The organism is Actinokineospora bangkokensis (assembly GCF_001940455.1).
GTDB classification, from domain to species: Bacteria; Actinomycetota; Actinomycetes; order Mycobacteriales; family Pseudonocardiaceae; genus Actinokineospora; species Actinokineospora bangkokensis.
Window position 1 is genome coordinate 289,856 of the sequence record NZ_MKQR01000017.1, and the last position, 21,137, is coordinate 310,992.

Here is a 21,137-nt window from a genome sequence, read left to right on the forward strand (position 1 = left end):
GCGATCATGTGCTCGGGGTGGGGAAAAGGTGAGGCCTGCGGCCCCACCCCCCGCCGTGGGTAGCACATGATCGCCTCCCCCGGTCAAGCACAACCACCACATCGAGCAGGGCCGTAGCCGGGCCGCCGGATCCGTAGGTGGGTGCGCTGCTTTTGCTTTGCTCACAAAGCAACCACCCGCTAACCGGCGGCCCGGCTACGGGGGTGCTCGATGCGGTGGACTTGTTTGGGTGGGGAAGGCGATCATGAGCTACCCTGTCCGGGTTGAGCGGGGCTCTTTTGGCCCCAGCTTTTCCCGCTCTCTCAGCTCATGATCGCCGTAGGGGCCCCACCCAAACAGGTCCACCGCATCGAGCCCGCCACCGAACGACCGGCACTCAACGCCCGAAGCCGAAGGCGAGCAGCACCCCCTCTCCTGTAACATCCTGAAACACCCAGGAGAGGGGCAGCATGGAGAAGCGAGCCACGGTCCGCGAGGTGGCGGCGGCCACCGGCATGTCCATCGCCACGGTGTCCCGCGTGCTCAACGGCCAGGCCAACGTCGCCACCCACACTCGGGACCGCGTCCTGCAAGCCCTCCGCGAGCTGGGCTCCAACGCCCCCCAACCCCGCGCCACCCACCCCTCCCCGGGCTCGGTCTACGTCCGCTGCCCCTACCTGCTCACCGACTACTTCGGCCTCGTCGTCACCTCCATCGCGGAAACGCTCGCGCTGCACGACCTGGAAGTGGTGTTGGACTCCGGGGTGTCCAGCCAGAGCGCGCCCGCCCTCTCACGGCTCGCGGGCAGGCCGGGGACCAGCGGGGCCATCCTCGTGCTCCCGCCCGAGCCCGCGGAAGCGCTCGACGTCCTGCGGGCGGCGGAGGTGCCGCTGGTGGTGGTCGACCCGCGGGTGGAGCTGCCGCGGGACGTGGTGTCGGTGTCGGCGGCGCACTTCGCGGGGGCGCGCAAGCTCATGGCGCACGTGGTGGGGTTGGGGCACCGGCGGGTGGGGGTGCTGGGCGGGCCGCGGGAGTGGTTGGCGAGCGACGGGCGGTTGGCGGGGTACGCCGCGGCGCTGGCGGACGTGGGGGTGTTGGGGGCGCCGGAGCTGGTGCGGCACGTGCCGGAACCGACGGAGGAGTGGGGGCGGCGGGCGGCGGGGGAGCTGCTGGACCTCGGGGAGCGGCCGACGGCGCTGGTGGCGTTCAACGACAAGATGGCTGTGGGGGCGCTCAAGGCGGCGCGGGAGCGGGGGTTGGACGTGCCGGGGGACGTGTCCGTGGCGGGGTTCGACGACCTGGACCTGAGCCGGGCGACGACGCCGGGGCTGACCACGGTGCGGCAGCCGCTGCAGGAGATGGGGCGGATGGCGGTGACGCTGCTGGTGCGGCTGCTGCGGCGGCACGAGCTGGAGGCCACGCACGTGGAGCTGGCCACCGACCTGATGGTGCGCGGGTCGACCGGGCCCGCGCGGGGGTGACCGGTTCACCGGGCGACCGGGGCGGCGGTGGAGGGTTGACACCGACCCCCCGCTGTGTTTCTGTGATTTCTCAGCTCCGTTCCAGGTTTGTTTCACTTGTTACTCAAAGGATCCCGGGTCTGTCCCAACCCGGACGTCGTGAGAGGAGACCGCGGTGCCCCTGCACCACCGCGCCCTGCTCGGCGCGGGCCTCGCCGCCGCCTGCGCCGCCGCCACCCTGATCGCCTCGCCGCCCGCCCTCGCGGCGGGCGAGCAGGTCAACCTCTGGCTCACCACCACCTCCGACGGGGGCGGCCGGGCCGTCACCCGCGGTCTTCAGCAGCAGACCCCGTTGCAGTTCAGCTCCAGCAGCGGGGGCGCCACGCACACCATCACCGTCAACGAGGGCACCACCTACCAGCAGTTCGAGGGCGGCGGCGCGTCGATCACCGACACCACCGCCTACCTGTTCCGCGGCGGGCCCATCTCCGCGGCCACCCGCGACCAGGTGATGCGCGAGCTGTTCTCCCCCACCGACGGCATCGGGTTGTCGTTCGTGCGCAACCCGATCGGCGCCTCCGACCTGTCCCGGCCCGGCAACGTGTCGCTGGACGACACCTGCTGCGACCTCAACGACTTCGCCACCAACGGCTACGACGACGGCGTGCTGGCGCTGACGAAGCAGGCCCGCTCGCTCAACCCGCAGCTGACGGTGAAGGCCGTGCCGTGGAGCGCGCCCGGGTGGATGAAGGACAACGGGCGCATGGACCAGATGGGCTGGCTCAAGTGGGAGCACTACCCCACCTACGCCCAGTACCTCGCCAAGTACGTCCAGCGCTACAAGGCCGCGGGCGTGCCGGTCAAGTACCTGTCGGTGCAGAACGAGCCCAACTGCTGCCAGGCGGGCAACCCCACGGCGATGAACTACCCCGGCATGAGCTGGAACCCCTCGGGACTGGTGGAGTTCACCAAGAACCACGTCTTCCCCGCCCTGCGCGCGGCGGGGCTGGACACCAAGGTGCTCGTGCACGACTGGAACTACGGCGACTACGCCAACTTCGGGGCGGGTGTCCTCGGGGACCAGGGCCTGCGCGCCGACCCCCTCTTCGGCGGCATCGCCTGGCACGGCTACGGCGGTGACCCGGCGGTGGGCACCCAGGTGCACAACCAGTTCCCGACCGTCAAGCAGTTCTCCACCGAGCACTCCGGCGGCACCTGGGTGTCCAACCAGCACGACGAGGACATGGCCGACATCGTCAACTACGCCCGCAACTGGAGCGGCAGCCTCGTCAAGTGGAGCCTGGCGCTGAACCAGAACATGGGGCCGCACAACGGCGGGTGCGGGACCTGCACCGGCCTGGTGACCGTCCAGGAGGGAGGGTCGCGCGCGGGCCAGGTCGACAAGACGATCGAGTACTACACCACCGGGCACCTGACCAAGTTCGTCAAGCCCGGCGCCTACCGCATCGACTCCACCGCGAACAGCACCGTGCAGAACGTGGCGTGGAAGAACCCGGACGGCTCCAAGGCGCTCATAGTCCACAACAAGGGCGGTTCCGGCCAGTCGGTGAAGGTGAACTGGGGCAACCAGTCCTTCACCTACACCCTGCCCGCGCACACCACCGCCACCTTCACCTGGGCGGGCACCCCCGGCACCGGCACCCCGCCCGGCGGCACCGGTGGCACCATCACCGGCCTGGCGGGCAAGTGCATCGACGTCGCGGGCGCGTCCAGCGCGGACGGCACCCCCGTGCAGCTCGCCACCTGCAACGGTTCCGCCGCCCAGAGCTGGACCCGGCCCGGCGACGGCACCCTGCGCGCCCTCGGCAAGTGCCTGGACGTCAAGGACCAGTCCACCGCCGACGGCGCCCAGCTCCAGCTCTGGGCCTGCGGCGGCACCCCCAACCAGCAGTGGTCCTACAACGCCGCCACGCACGACCTCGTGAACCCCGCGGCCGACAAGTGCGCGGACGTCACGGGCAACACCTCGGCCGACGGCACCCGCCTCCAGATCTGGACCTGCACCGGCGCCGCCAACCAGAAGTGGACCGCCAACTGATCCCCCTGGTGCGGCAGGCCACCCCGGCCTGCCGCACCGGCCACCTCCGCCGGGCGAACCACCGGCACCGCTGCCGACCCGCCTCTGTCGTTCCCCCGTGGTACTCATAGTTCCTCGAAGCACACACGGGAACAGCCACAGGAGGTCGGGGCATGGCTGAGGCCACCGCGGTGGGCGAGCGGCGCGTGGTGGGCAACGTGCTGCGCGGCTCCATCGGCAACCTGGCCTCCGTCGCCACCTCCGACAGGGCAGGTGGCCGAGGTCGCGTACTCGCCGCCGACCGACAGGCCCTGCGTCAGGCGCGCGACCACGAGCAGGACGGGCGCCGCCACGCCGACCGTCTGAAGCGCGGGTTCTACTCCAGCTTCCAGTACGTCACCCTCTACACCTTCGCCACCTACAGCCAGAAGTTCCTGGAGAACACCGCGGGCATCCCGCGCAGGCAGGTCACGGTCATCCTGTTCCTGGCGATCCTGGTGGCGGCGGTGATGCAGCCGCCGGCGGGCAGGTTGTCCGACGTGGCCATCTTCGGCGGCACGGCGGAGCTGATCGCCCAGGCGCTCAAATCGGCCGGGCTGGAGCCGGTGTTCTTCTTCTACGTCGCGGGCACGGCCCTGGTGTCGCTGGTCGTCTACACCACCATGCGGGAGACCTCGCGCACCTCGCAGCTGCGGGGGGACCGGGAGGGGTGAGCACCGCCGACGTCCGCCGCCTCACCCTCGACGACCTGGGGGCGTGCCTGGACCTGACCGCCGACCGCGACTGGGCGCGCGACGAGCGCAAGTGGCGCCTGCTGTTCCGGGTCGGCCACGTGGTCGGCGTCGACGCGCCCGGCGGCGGCCTGGCGGCGGTGGCCGTGGGCAGCCGGTACGGCGAGCGCGCCACCGCCGTCGGCATGGTGCTGGTCGCCCGCGCGCACGAGCGGCGGGGGCTGGGCAGGCGCGTGGTCGAGCACGTCCTGGCGGGGTCGGGCACGCCGACCGCGTGGCTCACGGCGACGGAGATGGGCAGGCCGCTGTACGAGTCGATGGGCTTCCGGACGGTCGACCACCTCTCCACCTACACCGGCGTGCCGACAGGCGTGGCGAAGTCCGGGGTGTCGCGCGCCTGCACCGGCGCCGACCTCGACGATGTGGCCGCCCTCGACCGCGCGGCGTTCGGCGCACCCCGGTCTGCCCTCGTGGCCGCCCTGCCCGGATTCTGCGACGACCTGCGCGTGGTGGACGGGCCGGGCGGCTACGGCGGCACGTGGCCCAGCACCGGGGTGACCGTGTTGGGGCCCGTGGTCGCGGCCACCCCCGAGATCGGCGTGGGCCTGCTGTCCGACCTCGCGGCGGGGACGACCGGGGTGGTGCGCCTCGACGTCGGCGACCACCGGCCCGAGGTCCACGCCTGGGCCCGCGCGCACGGCCTGGAGCTGCGCCTCACCAGCGATGTGATGCTCCTGGGCCCGGACCTGCCGCCCGGCCCCGCCCGCACCACCACCGCCGCCATGCAGGCCCTGGGGTGATGGCGCGGGCCGGTGGTCAGCCGCGGGAGGCCCGGATCATCTCCTCGCGCTCGACGACCTTGATGCGCTCGCGGCCGTGCGGCACACCCAGGGAGCGCTCGTAGGCGTCGAGGTTCTTCCACCCCTGCCAGGTGGTGAACTCGATGCCGCGGTCGTGCAGGAAGGACAGCACCGCCGAGGGGTCGGGGTGCGGGGCGGGCCGCAGGGTCGGGGCGTCGGCGAGCAGCGACGCGACGGTCTCCGACGAGCAGCCCTTGGTGTGGCCGATGAGGCCGATGGGGCCGCGCTTGATCCAGCCGGAGACGTACACCCCCGGCACCAGGTCCTCGTCGACGTCGAGGACGCGCCCCTTGCTGTGCGGGACGGTGCCGGAGACGTGGTCGAAGGGCAGCTCGGCCAGGTGCGAGGACAGGTAGCCCACGGCCCGGTACACGGCCTGGACGTCCCAGTCGTGGAACACCCCGGTGCCGCGCACATCGCCGTCGCCGGTCAGCTCGGTGCGCTCGGTGCGCAGGCCGGTGACCTTGCCGTCCGCCCCGAGGACGGCGGTGGGGGCGTGGAAGAAGTGCAGGTGCAGCCTGCGCGGGCGGGTGCCGACGTCGCGGATCGCCCACTCCTGCAGGGTCTTGACCACCATGTCGACCTGCTTGGACGCGCGGATCGCGGCGATCGACCCCTCGTCGAACTCGATGTCCTCCGGGTCCACCACGACCTCGACGGTGGGCGAGTGGTCGAGCTCCCGCAGCTCCAGCGGGGTGAACTTCGCCTGCGCCGGACCGCGGCGGCCGAACACGTGCACGTCGGTCACCGCGCTGGCGGCCAACCCGGCGTGGACGTTGTCCGGGATCTCGGTCGCCAGCATCTCCTCGGCCGACTTGGCCAGCACCCTGGCCACGTCCAGCGCCACGTTCCCGACCCCGAGCACCGCCACCGACCGAGCGGTCAGCGGCCACGCCCGCGGCGCGTCCGGGTGCCCGTCGTACCAGGACACGAAGTCCGCGGCGCCGTGGCTGCCGTCCAGCCCGATCCCCGGGATCTCCAACGGCCGGTCCTCCACCGCCCCGGTGGAGAACACCACGGCGTCGTAGAACTGCCGCAACTCCTCCAGCTTCACGTCCCGCCCGTAGTCGACGTTGCCGAACAGCCGCACCCCCGGCTTCTCCAGCACCTTGTGCAGCGCGTCGACGATCCCCTTGATCCGGGGGTGGTCCGGCGCCACCCCGTACCGGATCAACCCGAACGGCGCGGGCATCCGCTCGAACAGGTCCACGCTCACCTCGGCCCCGGACTTCACGAGCGCGTCAACGGTGTAGATCCCGGCGGGTCCGGCACCCACCACGGCGATACGCAGCGGACGGCTCACGAAGGCTCCCGGTGTCAGGTCGGCGGTACTCCAGACCATCGTAGGTAAGCCTTACCTAAGAAAATTGTGACCCGCGCAACCCGTCCGCATCACCGCAGGTGGGACCAGGTGCCCCAGCCCACCGCGTCACCGGCCTCACACCCGCCTCGTCCGCGATCCCGACATTCGGACCCGCCGGTGTGCCGATCCGGACCACCAGGGAACGCCGCCGACCCGGGTGGGGCATACCCGGGTCGGCGGCGTGGGTGGTGAGGTGAGAGGTGGGCCTAGTCGTCGTCGCGGGGGGTGATCACCTGGGGCGACACGGACAGCTCCTCCTCGTGGTCGTGGAAGATGCCGTACTTGCGCTGGTGCTCCTTGTCCCCCTCGCCGCGTGCCCCGGCACCCATCGCCCCCATCGGCATCCCGCCGGCGGCGGTGCCGTTGCCACCGGAACCCGTGGCGGAGCGGGACGGCTGCGTGCGGGCCTGCGCCTTGGCGGACTCCACCTCCCGGGCGCTGACCAACCGAGCGCCGGTCCCACCTCCCTGGTGCGAGCCCACCGCACCACCGGTGAACGGCACGCCCCCGCCGACGGGAGCCGACGACACCCCGGCCCCGCCGCCGCCGGAGAACCCGGTGGAACTCGGGGTGTACGGGGTGATCGGGGAGAACGCGCTGCTCGACCGGGTGGTCTCCGGCATCTCGAACGAGCCGAGCGAGGAGGTGCGCGGCGGCACCGCGGCGGACACGCTCGGCGTGTACCCGGACGACCCCGATGACCCGGACGGCGCGGAGGCACCGCTGTAGGAGGACGGGGCACCTGGGGAACCCGAGCCCGACCCCGCCGAAGCGCTCTGCGTCGAGGCGGTGCCCTGGGCCCAGTCGTCGACCTGGTCGACGGCCGCGGCGGTCCCGGCGCCCTTCTGCTGGGCGCCCTCCCCCGCCGACGCGGCGGAGAAGGCGGCCTGGTCGGTGGCGGTGTCGGTGCTCTGGCCGCTGATGCTGGTGAGGGCCTGCTGGATCATCTGGACGACGGCCATGCCGCCCTGCACGATCTTGAGCAGGTTGTCGCCGCTGGCGAGCAGGGCGGCGAGCTTGGCGGCGATGCGCAGGGCGTACTCCACCGCGATCGCGATGCACGGCGGGATGGCCTCGACGACGCTCTGGCCCATCGTCTCCGCCGCCCTGGCGATGGCCTGGGTCATGATGGGCACGATCTGCGAGACCGCTTCGGCGATCAGCTCCAGCACCTCGGCGATGGCCTGGGCGACGACCTGGCCCGCGCCGATGATGGCGTTGCTGACCGAGGTCGACGCCTGGCCCAGGCCCGCGACGCCCTCGGCGTGCTGGTCGGCGGCGGTGCGGTACTGCTCGGCCGCCGGGCCCTCCCAGCCGCTGGTCTGCGCGCGGGTGGTGGCCCGGTACTCCTCGGCCACGTCCCCGATGCCCCGGCCCGCCTGGCCGAAGTCCTGGGAGCCCGACGACACCGAGGAGTGGTCGCCGCCCTGGAGCTGGGTCAGGCCGTCGCCGAGGAAGGAGACCATGGGGATGAACCAGCTCAGCCCGGCGGAGGCGAGGGCGCCCAGCGGGTTGGTGGCGGCGGTCAGCAGGCCCATCGGGGCCCCGGGCACGCCGAGGCCGGGGGCGACCCAGCCCTTGGCGTTGACGGCGTCGTCGGTCGCCCGCAGCCGGGCGACCATCTGCGCGGTGTCGCGGTCGGTCATCGGTACTCCCGGTCCAGCGTGGTGGCGTTGCCGCCGTCGGTGCCCTGGTAGCCCGCCGCGGTGCGGGCGATGCCGGTGCTGACCTCGGCCACCGAGGACGAGGCGGCGGTGACGGTGTTGGCGGTCTGGGTCATCGCGCCCTGCAACCCGACGGCGAGGAAGTTCGCGAACAGGCCCAGCGCGAGGTCGGACAGGCCGCTGGGCAGCCCGCCGCCGATGGCCGAGAGCCGGTCGGCCACCTCGTCGAGGCTGGTGGCGTGCCCACGCAGCTGCGTGGTGTCGACGTCGAAGTGCGTCATTTCGTGATCTCCGGGGGGTTGGCGAAGTAGTCGTCGTCGTCCGGGGCTCCGGCGGGGCGCACCCCCGCGGGCAGGAACTGCTTGATGACGTCGAGCGCGGGGCCCTCGCCGAAGTGCTCGGCGGAGATGCGGGCGACCTGCGCGCTCGCCGCGCGCCGCGCCTTGCGGGTGGTGTCGAGGATCAGCCGGGCCAGCTCGTCGGCCTCCAGCGCGCGGGCGGCCGGGGTCAGCCGCAGGTCCTCCAGCACCCCGCTGGCGCCCACCCGCACCTCGACCTCGCCGCGCCGCGAGGTGGCGCGCCCGCCGACCTCGCGCAGCCGCGCGTCGGCCGCCGCGGCGCGGGCGGCGACCTCGCCCACCCGCTGCTCGTACTGCTGGAGCCACTGCTCAGCGTCCATCGTCGTCCCTCCTGGCGATCGTTGCCACGGTCGTGAGCGCGAGGCCCAGGTCCTTCGGCCGCAGCGGGTTCACGCTGAACCAGCCGTCGGCGGTGCGGTCGACGCGCACCCGCCCGCGCGGCCCGTCCAGCCAGGACAGCTCGGCGCCGCGGCGGGTGGACCCGTCGGCGCCCCGGCGGGTCGCGCCGAGCTGGCCCGCGCCGGTCAGCTCCGGCAGCACCGCGGCGAGCTCACCGAGCACCGCCGGGTCCGCGCCGCCCGGCATGGCGGTGACCGGCTCGACGGTGATCGGCATGGTCACCGCCCCCTCCACCACGGGCACGAGCGCGGTCAGCTCCTCGACGAGCGAGCCCTGCGCGACGCGGCGCACCGACACCCCGTTCGCCGCGAGGTCACCGCTGACCTGCTGGGTGCAGATCAGCGCCCACGACCGGTAGACCAGCACCAGCACACCGAGCACGCCGCCCGGGCTGGTGAGCACCATGTCGACGGTGGAGCGGTGGTGGCGCAGCGCGCTGACCACCTCGGCGGCCACGCCCAGCGGGCCCCGCTCCCCCGCCAGCCCGCGCGAGCGCAGCGTCACGCCCGCGGCGGCCAGCAGCACCTCGCGCTCGCCCTCGATCCGCCCGAACCGCGGCACCCGCAGCGGGAACGGGAACGGGGTGCCCGCGTGGGTGGCCAGCAGGTCCAGCTCCACCAGGCTGAACCGGACACCGGTGTCCGGTGGCCGGGTGGCGGTGGCCGCGGCGGTCACCGGCCGGTCTCCTGCTCGCTGAACCGCCAGCCGATCTCGCGGTCGCCGTCCTGGTAGCGGCGCACGGTGTCGCCGAGGGCCTGGTGGTAGCTGGCCAGCTCGCCGTCGGCGGCGGTGACCTCGCCGGTGAGCCCGGCGGGCCCGGCCGCCTCGCGCAGCCGCGCCGCCAGGTGCAGCGCGGGCGGGGCGGTGCCCAGCAGCGGGGTGCGCTCGGCCAGCGCGCCCGCGGAGCCGACCAGGCCGGTCGTCTCGTCGCCGATGCCGACCAGCGCCCGCACCTGGCCCACCAGGGCGTCGGTGAGGACCTCGAAGCCGGGCTGGGGTGGCTGCTCAGAGACCAAGGTCGGGCTCCCTCTCCACGATGGCGCCGATCACCGGGTCGCTGGCCCGCTGGTCGAGCGCGAACAGGCCGGTGTCGACGTTGGGCAGGCGGGTGCGGTGCGCCTTCTCGTCGTCGGTGGTGGGGCGGGCGGCCATCGGCCCGCCCATGAACCCGCCGCCCGCACCGCCGCGGCGGGCCGCGGCCTCGGCCAGCGCCGCGCGCTCGGCGGCGAGCAGGCTGCCGACCGGGTTCGGGGCGGCACCGGCGAACCGGCCGCCCTCCAGCGCCCCGCCGCCGGTGCCGGGCGCGCCGCCGACGAGCCGCGACCAGGGCACCCCCGCCCCGGCACCGGTCCCGGAGCCGAGGGGGCCCGCGCCGACCGCGGTGGCGCCCCCGCCCCCGGCGCCCGCCGCGCTGGTCGAGCCGTCGAGGCCGTCGACCTGGTAGGAGCGGTAGCCGCCCGCGGCCTGCGAGGGCACGACCTGGGCGCTGCTGCTGTGCAGGGTGGACTCGTAGCGCTGCATCACCCGCACGGCCTCGGCCTTGGACACCCCCGCCACGGCGTCGGCGGTGAAGATGCGCGCCCCGCCGATGAGCACGGCGGCGATGGGGTTCATCGGGCCCGCGCCGACCGCGCTGGCGGCCAGCGTCATCGGGTCGGGGGTGGGCTTGGGCATGGTGTTGCGCGCGGTGGCCAGCGCGTCGCCCGCGTCGGCCGCGGCCTTCTGCACCGTGCCCGCCCTGGCCCCGGCGTTCCAGATCCGGTCCGACAGGTCGGCCAGCCGGTCGGCGGCGGACTCCGCGGCCCGGCCCTGCCAGTTGGCCCGCAGCGCGTCGGCCTCGCGGCGCAGCGCCTCGGCGTAGCTCGTCAGGGCCTCGCTGTGCTTGCCCCAGTCGGCGGCGACGGACCCGACCTCGCCGACGTCGGCGTCCTGCCAGAGCATCCCGTAGAGCTGCTCGTGGCTGTAGGCGTTCCAGTGGGTGCCCCCGGGCGGGGTCGGGGAGCCGAAGAACTCCGCCCACACGGTGTCCAGCGCGGTGGTCAGGGTGTGCGCCAACCGCCCCAGCGGCCCGTTCGGGCTGAGCACCGAGGTGACCGCGCTCGTCAGGTCGTCGACAGAATCGAACACACCCGCCACGGTGGCCCGGCGCCCGCGCGCGCACCAGGACAGCGACCGGCCACTTGTGGCCGATGGGGAAATTCCCAGGTCAGCGCGCGGTCCGGTGGGACTCGCGGATACCGCGGCGGGGCGGGGCGGACCGCCGCCTCCGGTGCGCCGGGGAACGGCGCCGTGCCGCGATGCCGAAACCGAGGCGCAGTCGGGTGTGGCCGCGGCGCCACCGGTCCGGCGGGGGCCGTCCCAGGTGCACCCGTTCGCCGGATGGCCAGGGTCGGGGGCTGCGGTTGTGATGGGGGTGTGATCAGCGCGGAGGCGGTCGTGCAGGGGCTCCCGTGGAAGTGGCGGGTGCAGGGTCAGGTGTTCCTGGTCGGGGGGCTCGGGTTCCTGTTCGACGCGTGGGACGTGACGCTCAACGGGTTCCTGGTCCCGCTGCTGGCGGCCGAGTGGGGGACCTCGCTGTCCACGGCGGCGTGGCTGGGGACGGCGAACCTCGCCGGGATGGCCGTGGGCGCGTGCTCGTGGGGTGTGGTCGCCGACGCGCTCGGACGGCGGCGGGCCTTCGCGGTGACCCTGCTGGTGTTCGCGGGGTTCTCCGTCGCCGGGGCGTTCGCCCCCGACCTGGTGACCTTCTGCGTGCTCCGGTTCTTCGCCGGGGTGGGGCTCGGCGGGTGCGTGCCGGTCGACTTCGTCATGGTGAGCGAGTTCACCCCGGCGAAGGTGCGCGGGCGCGTGGTGGCGGGGATGGACCTGTGGTGGCCGGTGGGCGCGACGATCGCGGGGGTCGTCGCTGCCGCGCTGCAACCCAACTGGCGGGCCATGCTGCTCTGCATGGTGGCTCCCGCGCTGCTCCTGTTCTGGTTGCGCCTGTCGGTGCCGGAGTCCCCGATGTACCTGGCCGCCAAGGGCCGGGAGGAGGAGGCGCGGCGAGTGGTCGACGACCTTGTGCGGCGCACGGGGGCCACACCGCGGCCGTACTCCGTCGCGGCGCCCGCGGGCACGGGCACGGTGAACCCGTTCCGCGGCCTGGTGCAGCTGTGGCGGGAGGCGCCGCGGACGACCGGGGTGCTGTGGGCGCTGTTCGCCGGGGTGTTCCTCGTCTACTTCGGAGCGCTGACCTGGCTGCCGTCCATCCTCAAGGCCCAGGGGTACGGCACCTACGCCGCGTTCCTGTTCACCGCGCTGATGAACGCCATCGGCATCGCGGGCGTCGTGGTGAGCGCGCTGCTGGTGGACGTGGTGGGGCGCAAGCGCTTGATCGGCATCAGCGGACCGGTCGCGGGCGCCGCCCTGGTGCTGTTCGGGCTGGCGCTGGACCTGCCGTGGTTGGCCCTGGTGTGGCTCGGCGTCTACGGGTTCGTCATCGAACTGGCGATCCCCGCGCTCTACGCCTACGCCACCGAGGTGTACCCGACCCGGCTGCGCGGGGCGGGCTTCGGCTGGGCGTCCACGGCCAGCCGGGTCAGCGCGGGCGTGGTGCCGCTGCTGCTGGGCGCGGTGCTGTGGCCCGCGCTCGGCATCGCCGGGGCGTTCGCCGTGCTGACGGTGGCCGTGGTGGCGGCATCGCTGTGGTTGGCCCGCGGCGGTGTCGAGACCGCGGGCGCCGAGCTGCCCGGCTCCGTCCCGGTTGGACAGCCGGAGGTCAGCTGAGCAGCGGCTCGACGCGGGACAGGGTCTCGCGCAGGTTGTCCTCGCTGATCAGCTCGTAGGCCTCGGGCATGGCCACCCAGCGCAGCGGGGCGGTCGGCTTCTCCGGCCGCGCCGCGCCCGGGGTGCCGGTGGCCAGGACGAACCGCAGGTCGGCGTGCTCGTGCGCGGCCTCCTTGGGCGACTCGGGCACGGGGACGACCACGACGTGCCGCAGCGCCGCGTCCGGCCACGGGCTCAGGTCGGCCAGGCCGGTCTCCTCCTCGCCCTCGCGCAGCACCACCGCCAGCGGGTCGACCTCGCCGGGGTCGCCGTGGCCACCGATCTGCAACCAGCTGCCCATCTTGGCGTGCCAGCGCAGCAGGACCCGCGACGAGGCGGGGTCGACGATCACCGCGGAGGCGGTGAGGTGCAGCGGGACCTCGCGCGACCACGGGTCGTCGGCGGCGGCGATCATCTCGCGGATGCGGGCCACGTCGGCGGCCTCGGTGTCGTCGGCGGGGCGGTAGGCCTGGAGCAGGGCGTCGGCGCTGCGCGGGGTCGACATGGGGGTGAGTCTAAGGTGCTCGCGGCTGGCCTCGCCTCCGGCACCGCGCGCGCCGGAACCGCTCACCCCTGCCCGTTGCCCGGCCGGAGGCAGTCGTAAGGGCGGTCGGTCGCGGGCTGGGCGAGGTAGGCCGCGGTCAGTTCGGCCGCCCCCGCCAGCGCCTGCGCCCAGGGCACGCCCGCCACCCGCGCCTCCAGCAGCGCGGCGAAGTGCACGTCCCCCGCGCCCACGGTCACCACGTCCCGCAGCGGGCGCTCCACCCGGTGCACGACAACGCCGTCGATGCCCGGCCCCACCGCCAGCGACCCCTCGGCGCCCAGCGTCACCACGACGTGGCCGTCGCCCGCCAGCTCCCGCGCGGCCGCGGCGGTCTCCCGGTGGTCGGGCAGGTCCCGGCCCGCCCACAGGCACAACTCCCGGTGGTTCAACGCCACCAGGTCGGCCCGGGAGCCCGGCACCAGCTTCGACACCTCCTCCGGGTCGGCCGACAGCAACCAGAACGGCTTGCCCGCCTCAGCCGCGGTCCGCCGCAGCCACGCGAGGTTGTCCGCGTGGGAATCGGTGCCCGAGGCGACCACGGCGGACTCCGCCACGTGGGCGACCACGTGCTCCCCCACGGCCCGCGGGGTCAGCGCGTCCAGGGCCTCCTGGCCGATGAAGTGCATGGCGGACACCGAACCGTCGACCAGTTCGGCGTGGAAGACCGGCAGGGGCGAGCGGACCGGCGCCGGGCGCCACACGGCGCCGTTGGTGGTGAGGTGGGCCTCGACGGCGGTGCGGAGTTCACCGGTGTAGTCGGCGGTGATGAACACGGGCCGGGTGCCGCGGGCGCCCAGCGCGCAGGCGACGTTGTTCATGACCCCACCCCAGCGCAGCGTGGCGGGGGCGCGGCCCGCGCCGAGGGGGCCCTCGTGCAGGAAGTCCAGCGCGACCGTGCCCACCAGCAGCGGGTGTTCCCGCATCAGGCCTACCCCCGGGTTCGGTGTGGAGTCGACGACCAGCCGGAAGATCATCCCACACCCGGGGGCCGGGGGGCGCGCGTCGGTCGCGGCCTGGTCGGGCGCGCCGGGGCCGTGCTAGCTTCCGAGCGGTTCCCAGACGGGGAGGACGAACGTGAAACGCTGGTCCACCAAGGATTTGACGGTCGTGCGGGAGCCCACCGACGGGCGCCCCGGGGAAGGGGTGATGCGCTTCTCCGACCGGTACTCGGTGTTCGACTTCGGGGTGCTGCCCGACGAGGTCCCGGGCAAGGGCGCGGCGTCGTGCGCGATGGCGGTGCGCTCCTTCGAGCTGTTCGAGGCGGCCGGGGTGCGCACGCACTTCCTGGAGCAGGTGGCCGACGACGCCATCCGCATCCGGCTGCTCGACGTGGACACCGACGGGACCAAGGGGCGCACCGGGCCGGGGCGCACGATCCCGCTCCAGGTCATCTACCGCCTGGCGCTGCCCAAGGAGTCCTCGGTGCACCGCCGCGCCCGCGCGGGCACCCTGGACCACGCCACCGTCCCGGCCTACGCCGACGCGGGCGCGCCCTGGCTGTCGCGGCCGATGGTGGAGTTCACCACCAAGTACGAGGAGACCGACCGGTTCATCAGCCGCGCCGAGGCCGAGCGGGTGGGCGCGGTGGACGCCGCCGACATCGCCGCGGTGGCCGAGCTGGCGGAGCGGGTCGCCGGGGTCGTCGACCGGCACTGCGCCGAGGTCGGGCTGACCCTCGTCGACGGCAAGGCCGAGTTCGGCTACGACGCCGACCGCGAGCCCATCCTCATCGACCACGCGGGCACCCCGGACGAGAACCGCTTCTACCTCGGCGGTGTCCCCGTCTGCAAGGAACTGCTGCGCTACCTGCACCCCGGGCTGCGCGAGGTGGTGCAGCGCCTGGTGGCCGACGGCGTGCCGCGCGCGCAGTGGCCCGCCCAGCCGCCACTGCCCGCCGAGTCCGTGGCCGCCACGGCGGAGGTGTACGCGCGGTTGGCCGAGGTGTGGACCGGCGGCGACCTCGACCGGCTGCACGAGGCCGTGCGCCGGTTCCAGGCCGCCGCGGGCTCCGACCTCGACGACCGCACCGGCCTGTGACCGCGGCGGACACCCCCGGCACGACTCCACACCGACAGGAGGAACGCGCGATGGCGCACGCCGAGCGGTTCGGCCCCGAGGGGTGGGCGGTGCGGGTCACCGCCCCCGCCAGGCTCAGCTTCACCCTGATCAACCTCGACGGGGAGTCCCTGCGGCGCAACGGGATCGCCGCCATGTCCGTGCGCGACCCGCACCTGGTCGCGCGCGTGGCCGCCGTCCCCGGCGACGGCGCGGGCACCGGCGGCGTCGAGGTCGTCGGCACCGAGGAGGAGACGGCCGTCGAGCTGGCGGGCAAGCTCGCGCAGCTGCGCGAGCTGTGGGACGGGCCCGCCGTGCGCGTCGACGTCGAGCGCCCGCTGCCCCAGCACAGCGGGTTCGGCTCCAAGACCACCTCGCTGCTGGCCATCGGCCACGCCTACGGCATCGTGTGCGGGCAGGACGTGCCGCTGCGCGAGCTGTCCCGGTTGCTCGGCCGCGGCCGCACCTCCGGCGCCAGCACCGGGCTGGCCGCCACCGGCGGGTTCCTCGTCGACGGCGGGCACCGCAACCCGCCGGAGTTCTTCGCCGCCCCGCAGGAGTTCCTGCGCCCCAGCCGGTTCGCCACCCCGGTCGCCCCGCCGGAGCCGGTGGTGCGGCTGCCGTTCCCGCCGTGGCCGATCCTGGTGCTGCTCACCGGGGGCAGGCACCTCGGCGGCACCGAGGAGCTGGAGTGGTTCAAGTCCGTCACGCCGATCCCGCACGCCGAGGCCGCCCGCACGGCGCAGCTGGTCTTCCTGGGCCTGGCCCCCGCTGTGGCCGAGGCCGACTACGACGGGTTCTGCGCCGCGGTCGACGCCATCACCTTCGGCAGCCACTTCAAGCGCGAGCAGGTCAAGGTCGCGGGCAGCGCGGTCGGTGACGTGCTCGACGCAGGCCGCGCCGAGCCGTCCATCGACGCCATCGCGCTCAGCGTCACCGGGCCGTCCTGCTTCGCCTTCACCCGCGACCCCGGGGCGGCGACGCGCTGGGCGCAGGGGCTGCGCGAGCGGGGCGCCATCCGCGACTTCTGGTTCACCACCGCGGACAACACCGGGTTGTCCGCGGGCTTCGCACCGTAGAGGAACAGATGACCACCAAGGAAACCGTCCCCGACGTGCTCGCCAGCCGGTACGCCTCGCCGGAGCTCGTCGCGCTGTGGGCGCCGCGCAACCGCGTGGTGGCCGAGCGCCGGATGTGGCTGGCGGTGCTGCGCGCGCAGGCCGAGCTCGGCGTGGCGGTGCCCGAGCGGGCAGTCGCCGACTACGAGGCGGTGCTCGACCGGGTCGACCAGGAGTCGATCCTGCGCCGGGAGCGGGTGACCCTGCACGACGTCAAGGCGCGCATCGAGGAGTTCAACGAGCTCGCCGGGCACGAGCACGTGCACAAGGGCATGACCTCGCGCGACCTCACCGAGAACGTCGAGCAGATGCTGGTGCGCGAGAGCCTGGCCGCCATCCGGGTGCGCGCGGTCGCGGTGCTGACCCGCCTGGCCGCGCTGGCCACCGAGCACGCGGGCACCACCATCGCCGCGCGCACGCACAACGTCGCCGCGCAGGCCATCCCGCTGGGCAAGCGGTTCGCCACCGCCGCCGACGAGCTGCTGCTGGCCGTCGAGCGCGTGGAGGACCTGCTGCGCCGCTACCCGATGCGCGGGATCAAGGGCCCGGTCGGCACCCAGCAGGACATGCTCGACCTGTTCGACGGGGACAAGGCCAAGGTCGCCGCGCTGGAGGACCGGGTGGCCGAGCACCTGGGCTTCGAGCGGCGGCTGACCAGCGTCGGGCAGGTCTACCCGCGGTCGCTGGACTACGAGGTGGTCTCCGCGCTGGCCCAGCTCGCCTCGGCGCCCGCCAGCCTGGCCAAGACGGTGCGGCTGATGACCGGGCACGAGCTGGCCTCGGAGGGCTTCGCCGAGGGCCAGGTGGGGTCCTCGGCGATGCCGCACAAGATGAACCCGCGCAACAGCGAGCGGATCAGCGGGCTGGTGGTGCTGCTGCGCGGCTACGCCTCGATGGCGGGCGAGCTGATGGGCGACCAGTGGAACGAGGGCGACGTCAGCTGCTCGGTGGTGCGCCGGGTGGTGCTGCCGCAGTCGTTCTTCGCCATCGACGGCCTGCTCCAGACCACGCTGGCGGTGCTCGACGGGTTCGCCGCGTTCCCGCGGGTCATCGCCGCCGAGCTGGACCGCTACCTGCCGTTCCTGGCCACGACGAAGATGCTCGTCGCGGCCGTGCGGACCGGGTTGGGCCGGGAGAAGGCGCACGAGCTGATCAAGGAGCACGCGGTGGCCGCGGCGCTGCGGATGCGCGAGGGGCAGCCGGGCAACACCCTGGTGGCCGCCCTGGGCGCCGACCAGCGCTTCCCGCTCGACGAGGCCGAGCTGACCGCCCTGCTCGCCGACCACACCGCCTTCACCGGGGTGGGCGTCGACCAGGTCGAGCAGGTCGTGGCCCGGGTCGCCACCCTGGTCGCTCGCTGCCCGGAGGCGGTCGACTACGCTCCGGAACCGGTGCTGTGACCGCCTGCCACCCCCGCGGGCGGGCTGAGGAGTCTGGAGGGCGGACCGGGTGAACTACCTGCGCATCCTGCGGCGGGAGCACTTCTTCCGGGTGTTGTTCGGCAGCTGGGTCGGACGGCTGCCCACGGCGATGGCGGCGGTGGCGATCCCGCTGGCGCTGCGCGACTCCGGTGCGGACTTCGTCTTCATCGGCCTGGTCGCGGGCTGCTTCGCGATCTCCTCCGCCATCGCGGGGCCGGTCATCGGCCGGGTGGTCGACCGGGTGGGCCAGCCCAAGGTGCTGGTGCCGACCGCGCTGCTGTCGGCGGCCGGGTACGTCACCATCGCCGCCGCGCCCACCGCGCACACCGCGGTGGTGGTCGGCGCGGTCCTCGCGGGCGCGCTCACCCCGCCGCTGGAGCCGTGCCTGCGGGTGCTGTGGCCGAGCATCGTCGACGAGGACGAACTGGACAACGCCTACGCGGTGGACTCCGCGGCGCAGGAGATGGTGTTCGTCGCCGGTCCGCTGGTGGTGACGCTGTGCGTGGCGGTGTTCGCGCCGATCACCGCGCTGTGGGCGCAGGCCACGCTGACCCTGGTGGGCGTGCTGGTGTTCGCCACGGCGAAGCCGTCGCTGCGCTGGCGGCCCGAGCAGGTCGGGGAGCGGCACTGGCTGGGCCCGCTGCGCAAGCTGGGCCTGGCGCTGCTGCTGCTGGCCCCGGCCGGGATCGGCTTCGCCATCGGCACCCTGAACGTCCTGGTGGTCAGCTACGCCGAGCGCAACCCGCTGCCCGGCGGCGCGCCGGTGCTGCTCACGCTGAACTCGTTCGCCTCGCTGGTGGGCGTGCTCATCTACGGCGCGATCACGTGGACCTGGGAGCCGCGCACCCGCATCCTGCTGTTCGCCTGCGGGCTGGTGGTCGGCTACGGGATGCTCGTGCTGGTGCCGGGTCCGCTGGCGATGGCCGGGCTGATGCTGCTCACCGGGTTCTTCCTGGCCCCGATGCTGGCCGCGGTGTTCGGGCTCATCGGGGACCTCGCCCCGCGCGGCACGGTCACCGAGGCGTTCGCGTGGCTGGTGACGCTGTTCGCGGCGGGCAACTCCTTCGGCGCGGCGGCCGTGGGCCCGCTGCTCCAGCGCGACGAGCTGCACACGGCCGCGGCGAACGCCAGCTACGGTTCGGTCGCCTGCCTGGTGCTGGTGATCCTGGGCTACCGGCTGATGAAGCCCACCCCGGCGGCGGTGCAGGCCGCCTGACCGACGCGCGTCGGCCCCGGGACCACTGTGGTCCCGGGGCCGACGTGCGTCGTCGTGGTCAGCGGGTGCGGTGCTGTGCTGCAGGTGTCCGCGCGCGCCGCGGCGGTCAGAAGTGGTCGAGCAGCTCGGGGAAGGTGCGCAGGGTCAGCACCCGGTCGTCGCCCTCGTCCAGCTCGTCGTGCTCCAGGCCCCAGGTGTTGTCGTTGGGGATGAACACCGCGCACATGCCCACCGCGCGGGCGGGGCGGATGTCGGACTTGGGCGAGTTGCCGATCATCCAGGTCTGCTCGGGCTCCAGGCCGTGCTCGGAGACCAGCGCCGCGTAGGTCTCGGCGTTCTTCTCCGGCACGATGTGGATGTGCTCGAAGTGGTCGGACAGGCCCGAGGCGTCCAGCTTGCTCTGCTGCTCCTCGGTGTCGCCCTTGGTCAGCAGCAGCAGGGTGTAGCGCTTGCCCAGCTCGGCCAGGGTGTGCTCGACCCCGGGGATCAGCTCCACCTCGCGGCGCACCAGGGCCCCGGCCAGCTCGTCGATGGCGGCGCGCTCGCGCTCGTCGGCGGGGCGCTCGCTGAGCTTGGCGAAGCAGTCGTGCAGGCTGCGCAGCAGCATCTTGGCCCCGTAGCCGTGCGTGACGGCGTTGGCGGCCTCGATCTCGTCGAGCACCGCCCGCACCTGCGCGCGGTCGAGGGTGGGGTGGGCCAGCCAGTCCAGGAAGCCCTCGATCACCCGCTCGAACAGGACGTTGTTCTCCCAGAGCGTGTCATCGGCGTCGAAGATCAGCACCTTGGCTGATGCGGTCCGGCTCACTCGGTAGACGGTACCAAAGCGACCCCGGGCCCGGCACGCTGGTTTCGCCGTCCCCGCACCGGAAGCGGGCCCGGCGCGAGGAGGGGGAAGGGCAGTGGAGCGAGCGCGCACCCTGGTGCTCACCGGGGCGGCCACGGTGTTCTCCGGCGACCTCGCCGCACCCGTGCTGCCCGGCGTCGACACCGTCGCCTGCGCCGACGGGGTGGTCACGGCCGTGGGCACCGCCGCGGACCTGCGCGCCGAACTGGACACCGCGGACGTCCACGTGGACCTGCGCGGCGGCACCCTCGCCCCCGGCCTGATCGACTCCCACGGCCACGTCACCTTCGGCGACTACAGCCCCCGCCAGCGCGCCGTGGACTACCTCGCCAGCTACCTGCAGGGCGGCATCACCACCACCATCTCCGCGGGCGAGGTCCACGTCCCGGGCCGCCCCCGCGACCGCGCGGGCGTCAAGGCCCTCGCCGTCGCCGCCCACGCCAGCTACCGCACCTACCGCCCCGGCGGCATGCGGGTCCGGGCGGGCGCCCTGCTCATCGAACCCACCCTGCGCGAACCCGACTACCGGGAGGTCGCGGACGCGGGCGTCCACCTGGCCAAGTTCGGCTTCGGCGCCTTCACCTCCGCCCACGAGGGCGTCGACCACGTCCGCTGGGCCCAGCGCGCGGGCCTGACCGTCATGTGCCACGCGGGCGGCGCCAGCGCCGCGGGCGGCGCCTCCATCGGCGGCCCGGAACTGCTCGCCCTGCGCCCCGACGTCTGCGGCCACGCCAACGGCGGCCCCACCGCCCTGCCGGAGGACGCCGTCGCGGCCCTGTTCGACGAGACCGGGATGGCCCTGCAGGTGGTGCAGGCGGGCAACCTCCGAGCAGCCCTGCGCATCATCGACATGGCCCGGGAGCGCGATGCCCTGCACCGCGTCGTCATCGGCTCCGACACCCCCTCCGGCTTCGGCGTCATGCCCCTGGGCGTGATCAAGACGGTGGTGGAGCTGTCCGCACTGGGCGGTCTGCCCCCCGAGCGGTCCTGGGCGCTGGCCACCGGCGGCCCCGGCCGGGTGTGGGCCCTGCCCGAGGGCGTGCTGCGGGTGGGCGCCCCAGCCGACCTGCTCTGCCTCGGCGCACCGGCCGGGTCCCAAGCGGACACCGCCTCGGAGGCCATCTCGATCGGCGACATGCCCGCCATCACCGCCGTGGTCACCGACGGAGCGGTGCGCGCCGCCCCCGGCCGCAACACCCCCAAACCCGCGGTCCCCGTCACCATCACCGGCCACCACCCCGCCGCCGCACCGGACCACGCGTAGCCAGGATTCACCTACCGC

19 protein-coding genes and 1 pseudogene are annotated in these 21,137 nt (G+C 74.0%); 10 read left to right on the forward strand and 10 right to left on the reverse strand.

Annotated elements, in window-relative coordinates; genetic code table 11:
* Positions 1-449 precede the first annotated feature (449 nt).
* From BJP25_RS18015 to BJP25_RS18030, 4 genes and pseudogenes are all read left to right on the forward strand, one after another.
* The gene (locus tag BJP25_RS18015; RefSeq protein ID WP_075976107.1) at positions 450-1,460 is read left to right on the forward strand and encodes a LacI family DNA-binding transcriptional regulator; all 1,011 of its coding nucleotides are present in this window, start codon (positions 450-452) and stop codon (positions 1,458-1,460) included.
* A 154-nt stretch (positions 1,461-1,614) separates the two neighbouring features.
* The gene (locus BJP25_RS18020) at positions 1,615-3,498 is read left to right on the forward strand and encodes a ricin-type beta-trefoil lectin domain protein (RefSeq protein ID WP_084794135.1); all 1,884 of its coding nucleotides are present in this window, start codon (positions 1,615-1,617) and stop codon (positions 3,496-3,498) included.
* A gap of 374 nt (positions 3,499-3,872) precedes the next feature.
* A pseudogene (locus BJP25_RS32740) lies at positions 3,873-4,190 on the forward strand (hypothetical protein); the annotation flags it as partial.
* A complete protein-coding gene (locus BJP25_RS18030; protein WP_075976109.1) occupies positions 4,187-5,008 on the forward strand; it encodes a GNAT family N-acetyltransferase in 822 nt (273 codons plus the stop codon). The pseudogene BJP25_RS32740 and the gene BJP25_RS18030, both read left to right, overlap by 4 nt.
* Positions 5,009-5,024: 16 nt before the next feature.
* Here BJP25_RS18030 and BJP25_RS18035 read toward each other — a convergent pair whose 3' ends face one another.
* The 7 genes from BJP25_RS18035 to BJP25_RS18065 form a co-directional block, all read right to left on the reverse strand.
* Complete coding sequence (locus BJP25_RS18035) at positions 5,025-6,344, reverse strand: FAD-dependent oxidoreductase (protein WP_075976207.1); 1,320 nt, start codon at positions 6,342-6,344, stop codon at positions 5,025-5,027.
* A 293-nt stretch (positions 6,345-6,637) separates the two neighbouring features.
* Complete coding sequence (locus BJP25_RS18040; RefSeq protein ID WP_075976110.1) at positions 6,638-8,077, reverse strand: WXG100 family type VII secretion target; 1,440 nt, start codon at positions 8,075-8,077, stop codon at positions 6,638-6,640.
* On the reverse strand, positions 8,074-8,376 hold the full coding sequence (locus BJP25_RS18045; protein WP_075976111.1) for a type VII secretion target: 303 nt from the start codon (positions 8,374-8,376) through the stop codon (positions 8,074-8,076). Before BJP25_RS18045 ends, BJP25_RS18040 begins: the two co-directional genes overlap by 4 nt.
* Complete coding sequence (locus BJP25_RS18050) at positions 8,373-8,774, reverse strand: YbaB/EbfC family nucleoid-associated protein (protein WP_075976112.1); 402 nt, start codon at positions 8,772-8,774, stop codon at positions 8,373-8,375. Before BJP25_RS18050 ends, BJP25_RS18045 begins: the two co-directional genes overlap by 4 nt.
* Positions 8,764-9,528 carry an ESX secretion-associated protein EspG gene (locus BJP25_RS18055; RefSeq protein WP_075976113.1) on the reverse strand — a complete coding sequence of 255 codons (765 nt, stop codon included), beginning with the start codon at positions 9,526-9,528 and terminating at the stop codon, positions 8,764-8,766. Before BJP25_RS18055 ends, BJP25_RS18050 begins: the two co-directional genes overlap by 11 nt.
* Positions 9,525-9,869 carry a hypothetical protein gene (locus BJP25_RS18060; RefSeq protein WP_075976114.1) on the reverse strand — a complete coding sequence of 115 codons (345 nt, stop codon included), beginning with the start codon at positions 9,867-9,869 and terminating at the stop codon, positions 9,525-9,527. The genes BJP25_RS18055 and BJP25_RS18060 overlap by 4 nt, the downstream gene beginning before the upstream one ends.
* Entirely contained in the window at positions 9,859-10,980 is a 1,122-nt protein-coding gene (locus BJP25_RS18065; RefSeq protein WP_143219156.1) for a WXG100 family type VII secretion target, read from the reverse strand. The genes BJP25_RS18060 and BJP25_RS18065 overlap by 11 nt, the downstream gene beginning before the upstream one ends.
* A 288-nt stretch (positions 10,981-11,268) precedes the next feature.
* On the opposite strand from BJP25_RS18065, the gene BJP25_RS18070 reads away from it, so the two are divergent.
* On the forward strand, positions 11,269-12,618 hold the full coding sequence (locus BJP25_RS18070; RefSeq protein WP_075976116.1) for an MFS transporter: 1,350 nt from the start codon (positions 11,269-11,271) through the stop codon (positions 12,616-12,618).
* Here BJP25_RS18070 and BJP25_RS18075 read toward each other — a convergent pair.
* Entirely contained in the window at positions 12,611-13,162 is a 552-nt protein-coding gene (locus BJP25_RS18075) for an NUDIX hydrolase (RefSeq protein ID WP_075976117.1), read from the reverse strand. The genes BJP25_RS18070 and BJP25_RS18075 overlap by 8 nt on opposite strands.
* A 62-nt stretch (positions 13,163-13,224) precedes the next feature.
* The gene (locus BJP25_RS18080) at positions 13,225-14,124 is read right to left on the reverse strand and encodes a PfkB family carbohydrate kinase (protein WP_075976208.1); all 900 of its coding nucleotides are present in this window, start codon (positions 14,122-14,124) and stop codon (positions 13,225-13,227) included.
* A 184-nt stretch (positions 14,125-14,308) separates the two neighbouring features.
* Here BJP25_RS18080 and BJP25_RS18085 point away from each other — a divergent pair, with 184 nt between their 5' ends.
* Genes BJP25_RS18085 through BJP25_RS18100 form a run of 4 tightly spaced genes read left to right on the forward strand, consistent with a single transcriptional unit; the run spans position 14,309 to position 19,011 of the window.
* Positions 14,309-15,238, forward strand: a complete 930-nt coding sequence (locus BJP25_RS18085) for a phosphoribosylaminoimidazolesuccinocarboxamide synthase (protein ID WP_143219158.1) — start codon at positions 14,309-14,311, stop codon at positions 15,236-15,238.
* 50 nt (positions 15,239-15,288) lie between these two features.
* A complete protein-coding gene (locus BJP25_RS18090) occupies positions 15,289-16,335 on the forward strand; it encodes a beta-ribofuranosylaminobenzene 5'-phosphate synthase family protein (RefSeq protein ID WP_075976119.1) in 1,047 nt (348 codons plus the stop codon).
* Positions 16,336-16,343: 8 nt separating this feature from the next.
* Positions 16,344-17,774: an adenylosuccinate lyase gene (gene purB / locus BJP25_RS18095; RefSeq protein ID WP_075976120.1), complete on the forward strand. Its 1,431-nt coding sequence runs from the start codon at positions 16,344-16,346 to the stop codon at positions 17,772-17,774.
* 49 nt (positions 17,775-17,823) lie between these two features.
* Positions 17,824-19,011 (forward strand): MFS transporter, encoded by a 1,188-nt coding sequence (locus BJP25_RS18100; RefSeq protein ID WP_075976121.1) that lies wholly within the window; start codon positions 17,824-17,826, stop codon positions 19,009-19,011.
* 106 nt (positions 19,012-19,117) lie between these two features.
* On the opposite strand, the gene BJP25_RS18105 is transcribed toward BJP25_RS18100, so the two are convergent.
* Entirely contained in the window at positions 19,118-19,816 is a 699-nt protein-coding gene (locus BJP25_RS18105) for an HAD family hydrolase (protein ID WP_075976122.1), read from the reverse strand.
* A gap of 94 nt (positions 19,817-19,910) precedes the next feature.
* Between BJP25_RS18105 and BJP25_RS18110 the strand changes: the two genes are divergently transcribed.
* On the forward strand, positions 19,911-21,119 hold the full coding sequence (locus BJP25_RS18110) for an amidohydrolase family protein (protein ID WP_075976123.1): 1,209 nt from the start codon (positions 19,911-19,913) through the stop codon (positions 21,117-21,119).
* Positions 21,120-21,137 lie beyond the last annotated feature (18 nt).

What these genes read in the sequence shown, in the direction of transcription:
- BJP25_RS18015 (WP_075976107.1), top strand. Translation starts at nt 450, where the DNA reads ATGGAGAAGCGAGCCACGGTCCGCGAGGTGGCGGCGGCCACCGGCATG.
- BJP25_RS18040 (WP_075976110.1), bottom strand. Translation starts at nt 8,077, where the DNA reads ATGACCGACCGCGACACCGCGCAGATGGTCGCCCGGCTGCGGGCGACC.
- BJP25_RS18045 (WP_075976111.1), bottom strand. Translation starts at nt 8,376, where the DNA reads ATGACGCACTTCGACGTCGACACCACGCAGCTGCGTGGGCACGCCACC.
- BJP25_RS18050 (WP_075976112.1), bottom strand. Translation starts at nt 8,774, where the DNA reads ATGGACGCTGAGCAGTGGCTCCAGCAGTACGAGCAGCGGGTGGGCGAG.
- BJP25_RS18075 (WP_075976117.1), bottom strand. Translation starts at nt 13,162, where the DNA reads ATGTCGACCCCGCGCAGCGCCGACGCCCTGCTCCAGGCCTACCGCCCC.
- BJP25_RS18080 (WP_075976208.1), bottom strand. Translation starts at nt 14,124, where the DNA reads ATGCGGGAACACCCGCTGCTGGTGGGCACGGTCGCGCTGGACTTCCTG.
- BJP25_RS18090 (WP_075976119.1), top strand. Translation starts at nt 15,289, where the DNA reads ATGGCGCACGCCGAGCGGTTCGGCCCCGAGGGGTGGGCGGTGCGGGTC.
- purB (WP_075976120.1), top strand. Translation starts at nt 16,344, where the DNA reads ATGACCACCAAGGAAACCGTCCCCGACGTGCTCGCCAGCCGGTACGCC.